This window comes from Candidatus Firestonebacteria bacterium RIFOXYD2_FULL_39_29 (genome assembly GCA_001778375.1).
GTDB lineage: Bacteria > Oederibacteriota > D2-FULL-39-29 > D2-FULL-39-29 > D2-FULL-39-29 > D2-FULL-39-29.
The window spans coordinates 1-16,885 of sequence record MFGV01000062.1 but is presented as its reverse complement, the minus strand read 5'-3'; the positions used below and the strand labels follow the sequence as shown (position 1 = coordinate 16,885).

The window sequence follows — 16,885 nt, the reverse complement described above, 5'->3', positions numbered from 1 at the left end:
CGTTGGCGGGCGCAGGACTGTTAATCCCAACCTTTGGTTGGTCCGCCAGGTAGTTTGGCGGAGAAGGGTTCCTGGTTCGAGTCCAGGCCGGGGAGTCAAAATTCCAAAACCGCCGGTGAAAACCACGGCGGTTTTTTCATTAGGCGAAACAAATCCGACAGAAGTCGGAGAGTGGAGCATTTCCCGCCAAAAAGCGTGGCGGACGTCTGTTAATCCCAACCTTGTTAGGTTGGTCTCCTCCAAAAAGATTGGCGGACGCGGCGCCATTAGCGGAGAAGGGTTCCTGGTGAGTTGAGCTGAAAGCGAAATGCGCCTAGGCGTATCCAGGCCGGGGAGCCAGAACCCATCAGGGGGCTGTTATCTAAAAGATGGTTGTCCCATTTTTGTTTGATTTGCAGTTTTATATTTACTTCGGACTTATTTTAGATTAAAATACTTTTATAAAGTAACAAGAAAGGTATTTATGAAGATACTCGCAATAATGGGCAACATCCGAGGGAATAGCCAGACAGCCAGAGCTGTGCAGAGATTTGAAGAAATACTCCGTTCGAAAACTCCCGTCAAAGTTGAGTTTGAATATTTGTTCTTGAAAGATGCCAATCTGGGGCTGTGTCGCGGGTGTGCTCTTTGTCTTTCAAAAGGGGAAGATAAATGTCCACATAAGGATGGTTTTCAGGAAATAATATTAAAGATGGAAAGAGCAGACGGCGTAATATTTTCAACTCCAAATTATTCCCTTCAAGTGACCCATCTAATGAAGAATTACCTCGATCGATCCGCTTACCTGTTTCACCGGCCGCGGTTTTTTCATAAGATTTCCGCTTCTATAGTAACCCAGGGTGTTTACGGCGGAAAGAAAATCAATGAGTACCTCGCGCAAACTGCGGAATTCTGGGGCATTATACCGGTAAAAGGGGTGACGCTGACAACTTCCAGTGGGGCTTATGAACCAAATACTCCATTGAATCAAGATGAGAAGGCAAAAGCAGATAAGGAGCTATTTAAACTTGCTGAGCGCTTTCTTTCTGCATTGAAAAAGAATTTGAACCCCTCGCCGTCTTTCTTCAAACTTATGGTCTTTTCCGCTTCGCGTACCGGGCATAAATATAACACAGAAGAAAATGCCGATAAAAAATACTTCCGTGAGCAGGGGTGGTTTGACTCGGATTATTATTACCCGGTTAAGTGGAATCCTTTGAAAAAACTTGTTCAAAAGTTTTTAGATAACATGATAAAGAACATGAGCCTGAAGAAACAAAAGACAGACACGTTAAAGAATTAAGCTATAGGAGGGAAAATGGGAATATTTGGCGTTGGAAGACGTATTCTTGCGGTTGCCATGCCTTGTTTGCTGGCAGCTATTGTGCTAAAGGTCGTAAAACCGGATATCATGTGCATCTTTGCCGGAAGGAATATTTTGCTTTTCCCCGGCTTACTCATTATGGTCGCCGGACTGGCGATCAACGTTTTATCGGTAAAAAGAATGCTAAAAGCTTTCAAGGAGGGGAAGCTCCTGACTGACGGAACATACGCATTCTCACGGCATCCGATATACTCTTCTTATATTCTGTTTACAGTTCCAGGGCTGGCCGTTGCGCTTAATTCCTGGGCAGTTCTTCTGGTTTCCCCATTAGCACTGCTTATGTTCCTGTTGACAGTTAGCAAAGAAGAAGAATTCCTTGAAAAGCAGTTTGGTGCGCAATATGCAGAATATAAAAGAAGAACAGGTATATTGTTCACTATAGGGAGATTCAAAATATAGCCTAACAAAATCACATTCAGAAAGAATAGATAATATGAAAATGCCTTTTACTGTAGAGCAGTTTTTTGAAGTGTTTGAAAAGTACAATACCGCAGTATGGCCCCTGCAAGTCCTTTTTTTTCTGCTTGGGGTGATAGCTGTCGTCCTGGTTATTAAAAAGATAAAGTATTCCGACAGGATTATCAGCGCAATTCTTGCATTCCTTTGGTTCTGGATAGGTATTGCATATCATTTAATATTTTTTACCGTTATTAATAAGGCTGCTTTTGGATTCGGGATAATATTTATTTTGCAAGGTTTGGTCTTATTTATTATTGGAGTTATTAAAGGTAATCTATCTTTTAAATATGAAAAAAACATTTATGGATTTGCCGGCTCAATTTTATTAGTATATGCAATGCTGATCTACCCTGCTATTGGCTATTTTCTCGGACATGTCTATCCGAACTCTCCTACATTTGGATTGCCTTGCCCGACAACCATATTCACATTCGGTATATTATTATTTTCTTCGGAAAAATTCCCAAAACCTGTCCTTATAATACCTTTGCTTTGGACACTGATAGGGTCTTCTGCCGCTTTTGCTTTCGGGGTTTATGAGGACATAGGTTTGTTTATTTCAGGAATAACTGCAGGAACATTGTTATTCTTAAGAAGAACAACTGGTAAATAATAACTTTAGATTAGGAATTCGCTTTTTATAAGTTTCTACCCCTTGTAAATCCTCATTATTTTGACTTTAAAGTCATCTTTTATAGTAGGAACATTTTGATGGGAGTATAAATCGGGGAGATAGAAGTTATAGAAACGCAGGGCACATAATGTGATTTGCGGTTTTTTATTTTCTATTCTAATATTGTATGATATAATAATTATCGTCAAAAAGAAAGGCGGTAATATGTTAGAGCCAAAAGAAAAAAATATGGGTGAGATTGATAGCAAATGTTGTAATAAAATATATATCATTGGTGGAATAGCTGCGTTGGTTGTTTTGGTTGGAAGTCTGCTGGATGTGTTTATTGGCATGAGTTTGGGCGGAGACCTTACCGGGTTACCCTCTACCGCTGCCGGCAGGTTTGCCCAGTTTAAGGATAATTGGCTGCTTGGGCTCTATAATCTCGACCTTCTTAACCTTATAACGACACTGATAATGGTGCCTGCTTTCTTCGCGCTTTTTTGGGCTCACCGCAAGGCAAATGGCGCTTTTTCCGGTTTGGCGATGACTATTTTTATTATTGGTGTGTCCGCATTTGTTACCTGCAACACGGCCTTGCCGATGTATGAACTCAGTCTTAAATATGCCGCGGCAGATGCCGGTCAGCAAACAGTATTGCTGGGGGCAGGTGAATCTATGCTCGCAAGAGGGGCGCACGGAAGTCTCGGGGTATTCTGGGGGTTCTCTTTAATATTGTTCTCAGAAATGATAATGTCGCTTGTTATGTTCACCGGAAAACTTTTTAGCAAAACAAACGCTATTTTTGGATTCGCAGGAAGTTCGCTCATGCTTCTATATGTTATTCTTGTGACCTTTGTTCCTGCAGCTAAAACTGCCGCGATGGCGGTTTCCGCGCCCGGGGGCATACTATTAATTGTGTGGATAATAATGTTTACACTCAGGCTATTCAGGTTGAGCAGGGAAAAATGAAAATTATACCGGTCCTTTTTCTTGTATTTTTATTATCAGGACAAATATCTGCAAATGAGGGAAAAATGAAAAATGTATTGATAGTTTACGGCTCATTCTCGGGTTCAACAAAAGAAGTCGCGGAGAAAATGAAAAGTACGCTCGAAAAGAATAAGCTTAGCGTGGATGCAATGGCCGCAGATGTTAAGAAAATGGACCTTAAAAAGTATGACCTGGTGATAATAGGCTCTGCGATAAGAGGCGATGCGCCGCATGAAAAGGTCCTTGGATTTGTAAAAGCCAATAAAGAAAAATTAGAGAAAAAAAAGGTCGCTCTTTTCATAGTCTGTATTACGATTACGTCGAAATACGAGGAAAAGAGAAAGAATGCCGAAAAATATCCCGAAAAGATCGCGGGTGGACTTAACCCGGTAAGCACGGCGGTTTTCGCCGGAAATGCGCCTTCATCAGGCTGGTTTGCCAATATGATGGGAAATTTATTCCTGGGAATAAAGCCCGGAGATTTTAGGGATTGGGATAAGATTAACGAATGGGTTATTTCTCTGCTAAAACTTTAAAGTAGAAGGTATTATGGAAAAAAACATTAAGACAATAAATGTAGGCGGTGTAAATTGTTTCCTGGTAAAAAGCGATTCTACTTTTGTATTGATTGACACAGGGGTATTGAATAACAATATAGAACTTGAAAGAGAGCTGGCAAAAGCCGGTTGTAAGCCCGGCAATCTTCAACTTGTAATTCTGACTCATGGAGATTTTGACCACAGCGGCAATGCGGCTTATATTCGTGAAAAGTTCAAAACAAAAATTGCAATGCACATAGGAGATATAGGTAAAGTCGAATACGGAAACCAGTCATGGGGCAATAAAGATAAACCAGACAGAGTCACAGTTTTTGGTAAATTTATAATATTATTATCGCGATTTTTTGTAAAATCAATGAACTTAATCCCGTTTAAGCCGGATTTAACCATTGATGAAACATTTGATCTTTCCATTTACGACTTAGATGCGCAGATCCTTTATATCCCGGGACATACAAAAGGCTCAATAGGTGTGTTAACGGTTGACGGCAATCTGTTCTGCGGGGATCTGTACATGAATATGATAAAACCGGATATTCAATTCTTTATTGATGATTTAACGGCAGCAAAAGAAAGTCTAAATAAACTAAAGAGCTTGACTATAAAGACCGTTTACCCGGGACATGGCAAACCGTTTCAATATGGAAAAGTATCGAATTTGCAAATATAACAATAAACAAAGCCCAAACATGAATGAAGGGAGTCGTTAATATGAAAACGGAAATATACTATTTTAGCGGAACAGGTAATTCTTTGTTTATTGCGAAAGAGATACAAAAAAGACTCCCCGATGCAGAAATAATTCCTAGTAGTAAAACAAACGAACTATTTTTATAGTGACCTTGACAATTGTGTAGTGAAGATAATGCCGGCGGTCGAGCAATGGCTGTTTAATGCATTTTCGGTAAGGTTCGGAGCTGAATGGTCTTATATTAAGATATCAGGTAATCAGGGGGCAGGAGAAGGTAAAACTATCGGCGTAACTATTCCATGCGATTTCATTACAAAATTCACATTAGATGTTAATGTAACTAACAGGGTAAGACCTTCAAGAAATATAAGAAATCTTTCAATCGGTGAAAGCGCCGCATTTTTTACGCTGACATTCTCTGATATTTTCTTTAAAGGGAAGTAATACAAACTTATTTATTCATTAACCGGCTGCAAAAGTCGTACAGTGCGGGGACCATAAACCACTCGTTGCCACTCGGGGATATGGTATAACCATTCAAATCCAAGCCTGTCAAATGTTTTTTGACGGGCTTTTTTATTGCAACTATTGAGATTAATTTAATGATAGTGTTTTTGAAAAATTTTAGTATAATTGAGTAATAAGAATATGGATTAATAAAAATGCGGGGATTAATGCTTCAAAAGCAATTGACCTAACAATAAACTATTCCTACCGTAAGATTGAAATCAAACGATAAAAAGTCAATTAAAAAAGGATGTTACACCTTGCTCAGCCTTCTGATTAAATATATATTGATGTAGGATTCGTTTGAGTGTAACTGAAAAAATTAAGTAAAAAATTCTTATTAAAAGGAAAAAGCGATGAGTACAATCACAACAAAAGATGGTGCGCGGATATATTATAAGGACTGGGGCATAGGACAACCTGTTGTGTTCAGCCATGGTTGGCCCCTTAGTGCGGACAGCTGGGAGGCTCAGATGGTGTTCCTGGCATCAAACGGTTATCGCTGTATTGCTCATGACCGTCGTGGTCATGGCCGGTCCAGCCAGCCGTGGAATGGAAACGAAATGGACACTTACGCCGATGATCTTGCAGCCTTGTTGGATAAATTGGAACTAAAAAATACCGTACTAATTGGTTTTTCTGCCGGTGGCGGCGAAGTTGCGCGTTACATCGGCCGCCATGGTACGAAGCGTCTGGCGAAAGTTGTACTGGTTTCTGCTGTTCCCCCGCTTATGCTAAAGACCACTGCTAATCCCGGCGGCTTGCCGATTGAAATATTTGATGGTATCCGAGCCGGCTCAATTGCCGATCGCTCTAAATTCTATAAGGATCTTGCCGGCGGCCCGTTCTTTGGTTTCAACCGGCCGGGCGCGAAGATCTCACAAGGAATGATCGACTGGTTCTGGCTTCAAGGTATGCAGGCCGGCCACAAAAACACCCTTGACTGTATCAAAGCATTTTCTGAGACAGATTTTACCGGGGATCTAAAAAAGTTTGATATACCGACGCTTATCATTCACGGTGATGACGACCAGATCGTACCGATTGGCGCTGCGGCTTTGGCCTCTTCAAAACTCGTTAAGAACTCGATACTGAAAGTATATAAAGGAGCCCCCCATGGCCTGACCGATACACACAAAGAGAAGCTTAACGCGGATCTTCTGTCTTTTATTAAAACATAAAAAGCTGTAGGCGCAAGGTCTTAACAAAAGGGCTAAATATGGAAAAGAAAAAAGTAATGACGACAAATACAGGAAAACCGGTTGAGAACGATTTGAATTCGATGACTGCCGGTGCAAATGGACCGACTTTGGTTCAAGACGTACATCTTATCGAGAAGTTGGCGCACTTCGACCGGGAACGAATTCCTGACCGGGTAGTGCATGCAAAGGGTGCAGGTGCGGGAGGATACTTCGAGGTCACAAATGATGTCACGAAGTACACGCGCGCGAAATTTCTTTCCAATGTTGGGAAACGCACAGAAGTCTTCGTACGTTTTTCGCTGGTAAGCGGTGAAAAAGGCTCTGCTGATTCAGAGCGGGATCCACGCGGTTTCTCCGTTAAGTTCTACACCGAAGAGGGAAACTATGATTTTGTGGGAAACAATACCCCTGTATTTTTTGTCAGGGATGCCATAAAATTTCCTGATTTTATACACTCTCAGAAGCGTAATCCTGCAAACAACCTTAAGGATCCTGATATGTTCTGGGATTTTCTTTCTTTGACCCCGGAATCCATCCATCAGGTAACTATTTTATTTTCCGACCGCGGTACGCCTTTAAGCTATCGTCACATACACGGTTTTAGCGGCCACACTTTCATGTGGTACAATGAAAAAGGCGAATATTGCTGGGTAAAGACGCATTTTAAGACCGAACAGGGAATAAAAAATCTCACCCGCGATGAAGCTGTCCGTCTTGCGGGTGAAGATCCGGATCATGCGACACGGGATCTGTATGAGAACATAAAAAAAGGCGACTACCCCTCATGGTCGGTTTCTATTCAGGTCATGACACCTGAAGAGGCGAAAAACTACCGTTTTGATCCGTTCGATATAACCAAAGTCTGGCCGCATGCTGATTACCCGCTTCAGCCCATCGGACGAATGGTACTTAATCGTAATCCTCTGAACTTCTTTGCCGAAGTGGAGCAGGCTGCGTTTTCTCCGGGTAACTTCGTTCCCGGCATAGGACCGTCTCCGGACCGGTTGCTGCAGGGACGTTTATTCAGTTACCATGATACGCAGAGGCACAGACTGGGTCCTAACTTCCAAATGATTCCTGTTAATTCGCCAAAAGCCACTATAGAAAATAGTTATCAGCGTGATGGATCTATGCGTTCCGGTGACAACGGAGGCGGAACTCCCAACTACTGGCCGAATACCTTTGGCGGTTTAGCACCCGATCCTTCATATAAGGTTCCGGCAATTGACATTTCCGGTATGGCTGAACGCCAAGTCTACAAACTAAGCGATGTGGATTTTATTCAGGCGGATGCTTTGTACCGTAAGGTTATGACAGATATGGATCGTGACCATCTTATCGGCAATATTGTTACCCATTTGAACGGTGCGCAAAAACGCATCCAGTTGCGCCAGACAGCTTTGTTCTACAAGGTAAATGCCGAGTATGGAAAACGAATCGCCGAAGGACTAAAATTGAGCCCTGACGATGTCAAGCGGCTTGCGGCTATGTCTCAGGAAGAACGAATAAAATCAACCTTATAATTACCCCCCCCCGTCTTTTCATATAGATTAAACCGTAACTTAAAAACAAGAGGTTTGAAATGGATAAATATCAGTGCCAGGCATGTCTCTATATCTATGATTCCGCTTTTGGTGATCCGGATCATAGAATCAAGCCGGGAACTAAATTTGAAGATTTGCCGGATGATTGGCTTTGCCCTGTTTGTGGGGTTCCAAAAGATATGTTTGAAAAAATATAAAAAAGGGTAATATTATTATCGTTTTTGTTGTGTTTTATTGTGGGATGTAACAATGGACATCGGACACAAAACAGAACAATCAAAATAAATACTAAGAGTAAAGCCGTGTAGGGTCTTGTTGTGTCTATTTCCATATCAAGAAGCCGAAATGATTTGTTATTAGTGAATATGTTATAGTTAGTCAAATGCTGTTTTAATAACCTTTTGAATTATTTTCTTGACAAATAGTCTACTATGGAGTAGTCTACTTACGAGTAGTATGTGCTAGGGAGGTAAAGATGAAATTCATTGACAGAGAAAAAGAACAGGGGGCATTGGATAAGTATTATAAATCCGGAGACTCCGAATTTATAGTTATTTACGGTAAAAGGAGGGTGGGAAAAACGGAGCTGATTAAGCACTTTTCTAAAGAAAAACCGCACATATATTTTCTTGCTCAAAAACTTAATGAGCATGATAATCTAAAAATGCTGGGGCAGCTTTGCGGGGAATACTTCAAAGATGAGCTGCTTACCTTAAATGGTTTTGAGAGCTGGCAGCAATTATTCCGATATTTAAAGAAAAACATAAAAAAGAAATTTGTTTTAGCGATTGATGAATTTCCATATCTTGCAGAAACAAACAAATCCATTGCTTCAATATTTCAGGCAGGATGGGATGAGTATCTGAAAGATACTCCGGTTATGCTTATTCTTTGCGGTTCAAGTATTGCGATGATGGAGGATAAGGTATTATCTGAAAAATCACCGCTTTTTGGACGAAGAACTGCCCAGATATATCTTAAACCGTTTAATTTTGCTTCCTTCAGAAAGTTTTTCCCCGGGAACAAGTTTGAATACTGCGTTGAGATGTACTCCATAACAGGCGGGAATCCGAGTTATATAAAACGAATGGACGCAAAAAAGAGTATTGAAGAAAATATTAAAGACAATATCCTTGAAACGGATGCTTTTCTTTACAGTGAGATAGACTTTGTTATGAAAGAAGAATTGAGAGAGCCCAGAAATTACTTTGCCATACTAAAAGCAATTTCATTGGGTAAGTCAAAACTGAGTGAAATACAGAATGAAACAGGGCTGGAAAAGAGCGTTTTGCACAAGTATCTGTTTATCCTTGAGGATTTAAGGCTCGTGGAGAAAGAAGTGCCGGTTACAGAGAAAATACCTTTAAAATCCAGGAAAGGATTATATAAGCTCCAGGATCAGTTTTTCAAGTTTTGGTTCAGATATGTGCTTCCCGGTAAGAGTCATTTAGAAGAAGGCAATAAAACCTATGTAATGGGCAGGGTAAAAAATGATTTTGTCCATCTGGTTTCTCATAATTATGAAGATATTTGCATTCAAATACTCAAAGAAAATGAAGAAGAAATATTTGAAATAGATAAGATCGGACGATGGTGGGAGAAAAGCTTAGGAGAAATGGATATAGTTACGTTTAATGAAAAAGAGAAAAAAATACTGTTTGGGGAAGTTAAGTGGAGCAGTAAAGCGGTTGGAACGGATATTTATGAAGATTTAAGAAAAAAGGCCGAATATGTGGAGTGGAATAAGGCAAAACGAACAGAATATTACTGCCTGTTTTCAAAAAGCGGGTTCACCCCGGATATGATTAAAAGAGCAAAAAAAGATAAAGTAATGCTGTTTAGCGGGGATAAAAGAGTTAATTAGGAACGGAAAAGTTATTATACATCACCCAGTCGCGAAAGTCGTCCAGGCCGGGGAGCCATACAAATCCAAGCCCGAAGAAATACGGGCTTTTTTATTGTAAACACCATCTACCTTCCCATTACCAGGCGTTTATTTATTTTTATTGAAAATTGTCTGCTTTTGGTATAGTATTTACATATATGAAACTTACTGTTGCGGGTAAAATATTGCTTGTTTTCGTTCTAACACTTGCACAATTTTCTTTTGCTGATACTTATTTTTTAAAAGACGGGAGCCGTGTGGTCGGCGACAAAGTAAGAGAAGATGATAAAGTTGTTGTTGTTAAAACCATGCGCTTCGGAGAAGTAAGGCTTTTTAAGAATGAAATTGATAAAGTAGAAAGTACGACTCCTGCTTCGGAGAAAGAAGTAAAAGAATCCATCAAACAAATCCCTCTGGGAGAATTAGTTTCCGAACTGCTCAAACCTTTCAATAACGGGGATAAAAATATTCCGACCCTCGCCGTTATGCCTTTTAGAACAGAAAGTGCAAAACTGGAAAGAGAAAAGATCGGTTTCGGCGAACCCGCAATAACATTTTATTATTAGCCCTGTCTGTCAAAATATATAAGCCCTAAAAACGAAGTTGAAATAGTTAAAACAAAACTTAGAAAAGGTTATGTGCTATTTGTTTAATCAGTGGAATCCTGAAGCTTTGCAATCAGTGAAATTGACCCGAAATCCTGCTGAAATATCAATATTATGTATTTAAAAAATAACATGCTTTCTTCCTCGGATTTCGGGTGTAAGTATTTTCATTGGTAAAAACTTTAATAGTTGTTATAATATCAATATGCTTGACAAAAACGAAGCCCGAAGAAAATACAAGAATACTTTGCAGCCCATGGGTGTTTACTCCCTGACCAATTCGGTTAACGGGAAGGTTTTTATCGGGAGCAGCTTAAATGTTGATAATATTTTTAACAGAATATCCTTCCAGTTGAAGCTGGGTTCTTATACCAATGAAGAACTGCAGAAAGATTATAACCTGCAGGGAGCAGACAAATTCTCTTTTAAGGTAATAGATTATCTTAAATCGATAGACGAGCAGGGCTACAATTACTCCGATGATTTACGGGTTCTTGAAGAGCTGTGGTTAGAGAAACTAGAGCCGTATGGAGATGCCGGGTATAATATAAAGCAAGCCGCTAAAAAATAAGCCGCATTAACCGGTTGCGAAAATATTCGGGAATGTCTGCATAAGCTATATTTGCTTCTTTCTTCTCGAAACCCGCGTTTTATGGAAAAAAGTCAATCAGAAAGCGAATCTCCATATATATATACATTTTCTTAACTTCCGTAAAATGAAACAAAGGAATGAAAGGAGTGAAATGTAAATATGCTTGTAAATGCGCAAAAGGGTAAGAATAACACAAAAATAATGTTGATTACTTATGCTGTTTTGAGCGCGGCACTGGCATTGGTAATAATATTTAAGGAATTAGTTTCTCCGTTCATTCTGGCTTTTTTGCTGGCCTATATAATGAGTCCGGTTGTTAATTACTTTGAACGCAAAAATTTTAACCGGCTTTTTGTCACCATTTCCATATTTGTTTTATTTGCAGTTATAGTTTTCTTTTTCGTTAATATTTTTATAGACGCAATAGGAGATGAAGTTTCGGCGATCCAGAAAAAGCTTCCCGTGATAACGGAAAAGGTAAATACCAGCATAGATAATATTACCGGATTATTTCCTTCAACTGGTAAAACTGTGCTGCAAAAAAGGATTGTGCCGAAGCTAACGGGGATAACAGAAGTGACGGGTGAATATCTGATAACAACGTTTTCTACTCTTATGAATTGGTTTGGCGGGGTGCTTGGCGGAATTACGAGCGCATTTGTCCTATTATTCATCGCTTTTTTTCTACTGAAAGACTGGAATAAAATTTCAACAGGATTTTTAAAGGCCTTTCCTGTTCAGTATAGCATACTGGCAAAAAAACTGTTAGCCCCGGTCAATGTCCAGATTGGCAGATATATAAGAGGGCAGCTGCTGGTAGCCGCAAGTGTGGGTATAATTGCAACAGGCGGACTGCTGCTTTTTGGGTTTGAATACGCGTACCTTCTGGGCGCTGTAGCAGGAATAACCAATCTTGTGCCTTTGCTTGGACCTATCTCGGCGATAATTGTCGGACTCATCGTTTCTGTTTTTTCTCCGCAGCCTTATCTTATTTGCGCTATAAAGGTTATCTCTGTGCTTACGGTAGTGCAGATCATTGATGAAGTCTTAATAAGCCCGATCATTATCGGAAAATCGGTAAAGATACATCCTATAACGGTGATTACAACCATCTACTTCGGCGGGTATTTTATGGGGATAATAGGAATGCTGATTGCCATTCCCGTATATGTGTTGCTGAAATCCATACTTACCGAAGTTCATTTCGGGCTGTTTAAGAAAACCTGATTTCTTCCTGCCCCGGATAATACTGCGCTATTTTATGATATAATAATATTATGCAAGAAGGGCAGATGAATAATAAGTTTTACAATATAACAGATACAGAAGCCTTAAAACTTTTAGAAAGCGATCTTCAAAAAGGCCTTGGCGCTTCCGAAGCCGTTAAGCGTTTGGAAAAATACGGCTTAAATCAGCTGACCGGAAAAAAAGGAATAAACCCTTTAACGGTATTGCTCGGACAATTTAAAGATCTTCTCGTCTGGATATTAATAGGCGCGGTGCTCGTTTCCGGTTTTCTTAAGGAATGGGTGGACGCATTTGCCATTCTCGCCATCGTTATCTTAAATGCAATCCTGGGCTTCATCCAGGAGTACCGGGCTGAAAGATCCCTTGCCGCGCTAAAAAAGTTATCCAACCCCTCATCAAAAGTTATAAGGGACGGAAGACTAATGATTACATCTTCTACAAATTTAGTTCCGGGAGATGTGATAGAAATTGAAGCCGGCGACAGTATTCCCGCTGACGGCCGTCTCCTCTGGCTTAGTGCAAATTTCAGCGTTCTGGAAGCAAGCCTTACGGGAGAAGCTGCCCCGGTTACAAAGACGACAAAAATCCTGGAAGAAGAATCCTTACCGCTCGCTGACCGGGCAAATATGGTCTATATGGGCAGTTCCGTTTCTGCGGGAAAGGCAAAAGTACTTCTTGTTTATACCGGCATGCAGACAGAGCTCGGCAAAATTGCAGGAATGGTCGGGGAGATACAGCATGAACCTACCCCGCTACAGAAAAAGCTGGAGGAGTTTGGAAAGTGGATAGTGGGTGTCTGCTTTTTTATGGTGGGAGCGGTTTTTTTACTCGGGTGGCTCCGGGGCGGGAAGATGGTGGATGTATTTTTAACGTCTGTAAGCCTTGCGGTTGCGGCCATTCCCGAAGGCCTTTCCGCGGTAGTCACTATCGCTCTTGCTTTAGGTGTCCGCCGGATGGTGAAACGCCATGCGCTTATAAGAAAACTGCCGTCAGTGGAAACTCTTGGCTGTACTACGGTTATCTGCTCGGATAAAACAGGTACTTTGACAAAAAATGAGATGACTGTGCAGAAAATATTTACGGGATGGAATCTGTTTGATGTGGCCGGCATCGGCTATACTCCCGTCGGAGAGATTTCTCTCGGTAAACAGCAAATAAAGGCTGCAGAGCATCCCGAGCTTCTTAATTTACTCCGTTGCGGAGTTCTTTGTAACGGCTCCCAGCTTGTTTTAGAATCCGGTAATTATAAAGTAACGGGTGATCCGACGGAAGGGGCTCTTCTTTCTGCGGCCGGTAAAGCGGGGCTGACAAAAGAAAATTTAGAGAACGAGTATGTATTTGTGGATGAAATTCCTTTTGATTCCGACCGGAAGAAGATGACTATCGTTAGAAGGCATGGCGATGAGCTGATTGCTTTTGTTAAAGGCGCGCCGGATATACTTCTTCGTGATTGTACCGATGTGGAAGAAAAGGGAGTTAAAAGAAAACTAACAGAACAAGACAGGGCCTATATAGAAAAGAATAACGGCGAACTGGCGGACGGGGCGATGCGGGTTCTGGCGGTAGCCTATAGAAAACTGGATAATAATTTAAAAGATTTTGAAGTGAAAAATATTGAAAGAGAACTTACATTTGCGGGGCTCTTTGCGATGATAGATCCTCCGCGCGAAGAAGCTAGAAAAGCGCTGGAAGAATGTAAAACAGCGGGAATTAAAACGGTTATGATAACGGGGGATCATAAAAACACGGCGGTCGCGATTGCCCGTATGCTCGGAGTTTTCACCGAAGGTTCTCTTGCTCTAAGCGGGGAAGAGCTGGATAAAATAAATGACGAAGAACTTGTTAAAAAAGTAAAAAATATTTCGGTCTACGCCCGTGTTTCTCCCGAACATAAATTAAGGGTCGTGCGCGCGTGGCGGAAGAACAAAGAAGTTGTCGCTATGACCGGTGACGGTGTTAATGATGCGCCGGCCTTAAAAGAAGCTGATATCGGCGTTGCGATGGGTATCACCGGTACGGATGTTACAAAAGAAGTGTCGGATATGGTGGTGACCGATGATAACTTTGCGTCTATAGTTGCCGCTGTCTCCGAAGGCAGGGGAATATATGACAACATACAGAAGTTCATTCACTATCTTCTCTCGTGTAATGCGGGCGAGATACTTCTTATGTTCACCGCTTCTTTGATCGGCTTTGCTGCGCCTCTGCTTCCTATACATATACTCTGGGTCAACCTTGTGACGGATGGTTTGTCTGCGCTTGCGCTCGGTGTTGATCCGGCAGCCCCGGATATAATGAAGAGGCATCCGCGCGATCCTAATGAAAAAGTTATCACAAAAGAGCGCGCACTTTACATACTGGCGCAGGGAGCCTTTATCGCCTTTTGCAGTTTACTTGCCTATGTTTTTGTTCTGTACGTTGAAAAAGAAAGCATCTCCCGCGCAAGGACAGCGGCGTTTATCGTTCTGGCGGTCTCTCAATTATTCCACTCTTTCAATTGCAGGAGCATGACCGAATCCTTGTTTAAACTGGGCATCTTTACAAATAAAAAACTTCTGCTTGCGGCTTTTATTTCATTTTTGATGATGATGGTCGTAGTGTACGTGCCCTTCCTGCAAAAGGTGTTCAAAACCGTGCCTCTCGGGCTGTTTGACTGGCTCCTCGTGCTCGTAATATCCTCTTTCCCCCTCTGGGCCGTTGAGCTCTGGAAAGCAGTTGTAAGAAAAAGAAAAGGAAATAGCAAAGCAGCCATTGTGGTTGCCTAGTCAAAAACGCCTTCTTCTGCTCAAAATCCTTGTTTTAAAGGAAAAAAGTCAACTAAAGGCAGTATCTTCATATTATTAAAATTATTAAATTTTGATAAAATAAGAAAAGATTAAAGGAGGATTTTGTATGAATAAAGGGATGTCAGTTGCGCTTTTGGCTGTCGGGATTGTATTAAGCATCTGGGGTGTCGCAGGTTCGGAATCATTTGGTTCAGACGTGTCGAGATTTTTTACGGGTTCGCCTACAGAGAAAACTGTATGGTTTCTGATAGGAGGGGTGTTTTTGGGTATTGCCGGACTGTCCGGTTTGCTTCGCGGGTCAAAGTAAATTTAAGGAGGAATTATGGCTGCAACTGCAAAATCTATATCTTTAATATTAATTGCTGTACTTTTTATTGCGCTCGGACAGGTATTTTGGAAGCTTGGTACCAATAAGTCAGGTGTTGTCACCTTCTCTGCCGGACATATAATGTCTTCCATGAGCCAGATGATCAATACGTGGTTTATCCTTGGATGTCTGATGCTTTTAGCGAGTTCTGTAGTCTGGGTAATTGCTCTTAGCATGGTTGATCTGAGTGTGGCATTTCCTTTTCAATCCCTGGCGTATGTGTTTATTTTTTTCTTTTCCATATTCATCTTTAAAGAGCCGGTTACTCTGCTAAAAATTGTCGGAACTATGTTGATAATCAGCGGGGTTATAACAGTAGCTAAAAGCTGATTAAAAGATAAACTCTAAGATCTATCCGCCTAAATGATTGGCGGACGACAAATATTAATAAAACATAGTGGTTAGTCGAATTAGAAATAACAATATCTTTTATTAGAAAACGGAAGAGTTTAAATAAAATGAAAAAAAATATAAAATAATTATCAGTGCAATTGCTTTGCTGGTTGTGATACGGCTTGTTTTACCATATGCTGTATTGCATTATGCCAATAAAACGCTGGCTGAAATGAAAGGTTATTACGGGCATATTAAAGATATTGAATTATCTGTTTATAGAGGCGCCTATATTCTCAACAATATTTATATAAATAAAGTTGATCCAATATCAAAAAAGCAAACGGAATTCTTTAAATCGAGGGATATTGACCTGTCTGTTGAGTGGGGGGCTCTTCTCCATGGTTCTCTTGTCGGAGAACTGGTTTTTGATTCACCCAACTTGACTTTTACAAAAGACAAAGTTGAATTAGGTGACGTAGGAAAGGATGGCGGTGATTTTAGAAAATTGTTGAAACATTTTATGCCCTTAAAAGTGAATAGTTTCGAAGTTAAAGATGCCGCTATACATTATAAAGACTACACTTCGAAACCAAAAGTTGATATATCATTAAAGAAAACTCATATCCTGGCAATTAATCTGACTAACATTACAAGTAATAAAATTGAATTGCCTTCTACCGTTATTGCGCAGGCGTATGTTTATGAGGGAGTTTTAAACTTTACAATGAAAATTAATGCTTTAGCTGATGATCCGACGTTTGACCTGAATGCCGAAATAAGAAACGCCAACCTTGTATTATTTAATGATTTTTTGAAGGCTTATGGGGGATTTGATGTGAACAAAGGCGATTTTAGTTTATATGCTGAAATAGCAGCCAAGAATGGTAAATTTGCAGGCTATTTTAAACCGGTAATTACAGGTTTAGTTGTTTTGGGCCAACAAAATAAGAATGATAGTATATTTACTAAAATATGGGAAGTTCTCGTAAGTCTGGCGGGAGATATATTCAGGAATCAACAAAAAAATCAGTTAGCGGAGTTAATGTCAAATGTTGTGTTTGAGAAGTAGCGAGCATCCTTGGTTACAAAACCTCCTTTCTTGAAAAATCTGAACTTTTACCTCTAAAATTCTTT

The 16,885-nt window shown here is 40.5% G+C and carries 18 protein-coding genes and 1 pseudogene; all 19 read left to right on the top strand.

Annotated elements, in window-relative coordinates:
• The 19 genes and pseudogenes from A2536_08780 (at position 1) to A2536_08690 (ending at position 16,820) form a co-directional block, all read left to right on the top strand.
• Positions 1–295, top strand: a pseudogene (locus A2536_08780) (hypothetical protein).
• 168 nt (positions 296–463) lie between these two features.
• Positions 464–1,282 carry a hypothetical protein gene (locus A2536_08775; protein OGF45472.1) on the top strand — a complete coding sequence of 273 codons (819 nt, stop codon included), beginning with the start codon at positions 464–466 and terminating at the stop codon, positions 1,280–1,282.
• Between the two features lie 15 nt (positions 1,283–1,297).
• A complete protein-coding gene (locus A2536_08770) occupies positions 1,298–1,762 on the top strand; it encodes a hypothetical protein (protein ID OGF45471.1) in 465 nt (154 codons plus the stop codon).
• Positions 1,763–1,796: 34 nt separating this feature from the next.
• On the top strand, positions 1,797–2,435 hold the full coding sequence (locus A2536_08765) for a hypothetical protein (protein ID OGF45470.1): 639 nt from the start codon (positions 1,797–1,799) through the stop codon (positions 2,433–2,435).
• 150 nt (positions 2,436–2,585) lie between these two features.
• Complete coding sequence (locus A2536_08760) at positions 2,586–3,407, top strand: hypothetical protein (protein ID OGF45469.1); 822 nt, start codon at positions 2,586–2,588, stop codon at positions 3,405–3,407.
• Positions 3,404–3,964 (top strand): hypothetical protein, encoded by a 561-nt coding sequence (locus A2536_08755; protein OGF45468.1) that lies wholly within the window; start codon positions 3,404–3,406, stop codon positions 3,962–3,964. Before A2536_08760 ends, A2536_08755 begins: the two co-directional genes overlap by 4 nt.
• Before the next feature lie 13 nt (positions 3,965–3,977).
• Positions 3,978–4,658 carry a hypothetical protein gene (locus tag A2536_08750; GenBank protein OGF45467.1) on the top strand — a complete coding sequence of 227 codons (681 nt, stop codon included), beginning with the start codon at positions 3,978–3,980 and terminating at the stop codon, positions 4,656–4,658.
• A gap of 195 nt (positions 4,659–4,853) precedes the next feature.
• A complete protein-coding gene (locus A2536_08745; protein ID OGF45466.1) occupies positions 4,854–5,123 on the top strand; it encodes a hypothetical protein in 270 nt (89 codons plus the stop codon).
• Between the two features lie 419 nt (positions 5,124–5,542).
• Positions 5,543–6,367, top strand: a complete 825-nt coding sequence (locus A2536_08740) for a chloroperoxidase (GenBank protein OGF45465.1) — start codon at positions 5,543–5,545, stop codon at positions 6,365–6,367.
• Between the two features lie 38 nt (positions 6,368–6,405).
• Positions 6,406–7,911: a catalase gene (locus A2536_08735; protein ID OGF45464.1), complete on the top strand. Its 1,506-nt coding sequence runs from the start codon at positions 6,406–6,408 to the stop codon at positions 7,909–7,911.
• A 59-nt stretch (positions 7,912–7,970) separates the two neighbouring features.
• On the top strand, positions 7,971–8,129 hold the full coding sequence (locus tag A2536_08730; protein OGF45463.1) for a rubredoxin: 159 nt from the start codon (positions 7,971–7,973) through the stop codon (positions 8,127–8,129).
• 278 nt (positions 8,130–8,407) lie between these two features.
• On the top strand, positions 8,408–9,796 hold the full coding sequence (locus A2536_08725) for an ATPase (GenBank protein ID OGF45462.1): 1,389 nt from the start codon (positions 8,408–8,410) through the stop codon (positions 9,794–9,796).
• A gap of 149 nt (positions 9,797–9,945) precedes the next feature.
• Positions 9,946–10,383, top strand: a complete 438-nt coding sequence (locus A2536_08720) for a hypothetical protein (protein ID OGF45461.1) — start codon at positions 9,946–9,948, stop codon at positions 10,381–10,383.
• Positions 10,384–10,627: 244 nt separating this feature from the next.
• Positions 10,628–10,993, top strand: a complete 366-nt coding sequence (locus tag A2536_08715) for a hypothetical protein (protein ID OGF45460.1) — start codon at positions 10,628–10,630, stop codon at positions 10,991–10,993.
• A 180-nt stretch (positions 10,994–11,173) separates the two neighbouring features.
• Positions 11,174–12,241: a hypothetical protein gene (locus tag A2536_08710; GenBank protein ID OGF45459.1), complete on the top strand. Its 1,068-nt coding sequence runs from the start codon at positions 11,174–11,176 to the stop codon at positions 12,239–12,241.
• Between the two features lie 65 nt (positions 12,242–12,306).
• A complete protein-coding gene (locus tag A2536_08705; protein ID OGF45458.1) occupies positions 12,307–15,027 on the top strand; it encodes a calcium-translocating P-type ATPase, SERCA-type in 2,721 nt (906 codons plus the stop codon).
• A 127-nt stretch (positions 15,028–15,154) separates the two neighbouring features.
• Positions 15,155–15,355, top strand: coding sequence for a hypothetical protein (locus A2536_08700; GenBank protein ID OGF45457.1), 201 nt, complete (start codon positions 15,155–15,157; stop codon positions 15,353–15,355).
• A 15-nt stretch (positions 15,356–15,370) separates the two neighbouring features.
• Positions 15,371–15,745, top strand: coding sequence for a hypothetical protein (locus tag A2536_08695; protein OGF45456.1), 375 nt, complete (start codon positions 15,371–15,373; stop codon positions 15,743–15,745).
• A 166-nt stretch (positions 15,746–15,911) separates the two neighbouring features.
• Positions 15,912–16,820: a hypothetical protein gene (locus tag A2536_08690; protein OGF45455.1), complete on the top strand. Its 909-nt coding sequence runs from the start codon at positions 15,912–15,914 to the stop codon at positions 16,818–16,820.
• Positions 16,821–16,885: the final 65 nt, after the last annotated feature.

Excerpts from the sequence above, each read along its gene's own strand:
- A2536_08765 (OGF45470.1), top strand. The coding sequence starts at position 1,797 with ATGAAAATGCCTTTTACTGTAGAGCAGTTTTTTGAAGTGTTTGAAAAG.
- A2536_08695 (OGF45456.1), top strand. The coding sequence starts at position 15,371 with ATGGCTGCAACTGCAAAATCTATATCTTTAATATTAATTGCTGTACTT.
- A2536_08705 (OGF45458.1), top strand. The coding sequence starts at position 12,307 with ATGAATAATAAGTTTTACAATATAACAGATACAGAAGCCTTAAAACTT.
- A2536_08725 (OGF45462.1), top strand. The coding sequence starts at position 8,408 with ATGAAATTCATTGACAGAGAAAAAGAACAGGGGGCATTGGATAAGTAT.
- A2536_08735 (OGF45464.1), top strand. The coding sequence starts at position 6,406 with ATGGAAAAGAAAAAAGTAATGACGACAAATACAGGAAAACCGGTTGAG.
- A2536_08745 (OGF45466.1), top strand. The coding sequence starts at position 4,854 with ATGCCGGCGGTCGAGCAATGGCTGTTTAATGCATTTTCGGTAAGGTTC.
- A2536_08755 (OGF45468.1), top strand. The coding sequence starts at position 3,404 with ATGAAAATTATACCGGTCCTTTTTCTTGTATTTTTATTATCAGGACAA.
- A2536_08740 (OGF45465.1), top strand. The coding sequence starts at position 5,543 with ATGAGTACAATCACAACAAAAGATGGTGCGCGGATATATTATAAGGAC.
- A2536_08770 (OGF45471.1), top strand. The coding sequence starts at position 1,298 with ATGGGAATATTTGGCGTTGGAAGACGTATTCTTGCGGTTGCCATGCCT.
- A2536_08710 (OGF45459.1), top strand. The coding sequence starts at position 11,174 with ATGCTTGTAAATGCGCAAAAGGGTAAGAATAACACAAAAATAATGTTG.
- A2536_08775 (OGF45472.1), top strand. The coding sequence starts at position 464 with ATGAAGATACTCGCAATAATGGGCAACATCCGAGGGAATAGCCAGACA.
- A2536_08715 (OGF45460.1), top strand. The coding sequence starts at position 10,628 with ATGCTTGACAAAAACGAAGCCCGAAGAAAATACAAGAATACTTTGCAG.
- A2536_08750 (OGF45467.1), top strand. The coding sequence starts at position 3,978 with ATGGAAAAAAACATTAAGACAATAAATGTAGGCGGTGTAAATTGTTTC.
- A2536_08730 (OGF45463.1), top strand. The coding sequence starts at position 7,971 with ATGGATAAATATCAGTGCCAGGCATGTCTCTATATCTATGATTCCGCT.
- A2536_08700 (OGF45457.1), top strand. The coding sequence starts at position 15,155 with ATGAATAAAGGGATGTCAGTTGCGCTTTTGGCTGTCGGGATTGTATTA.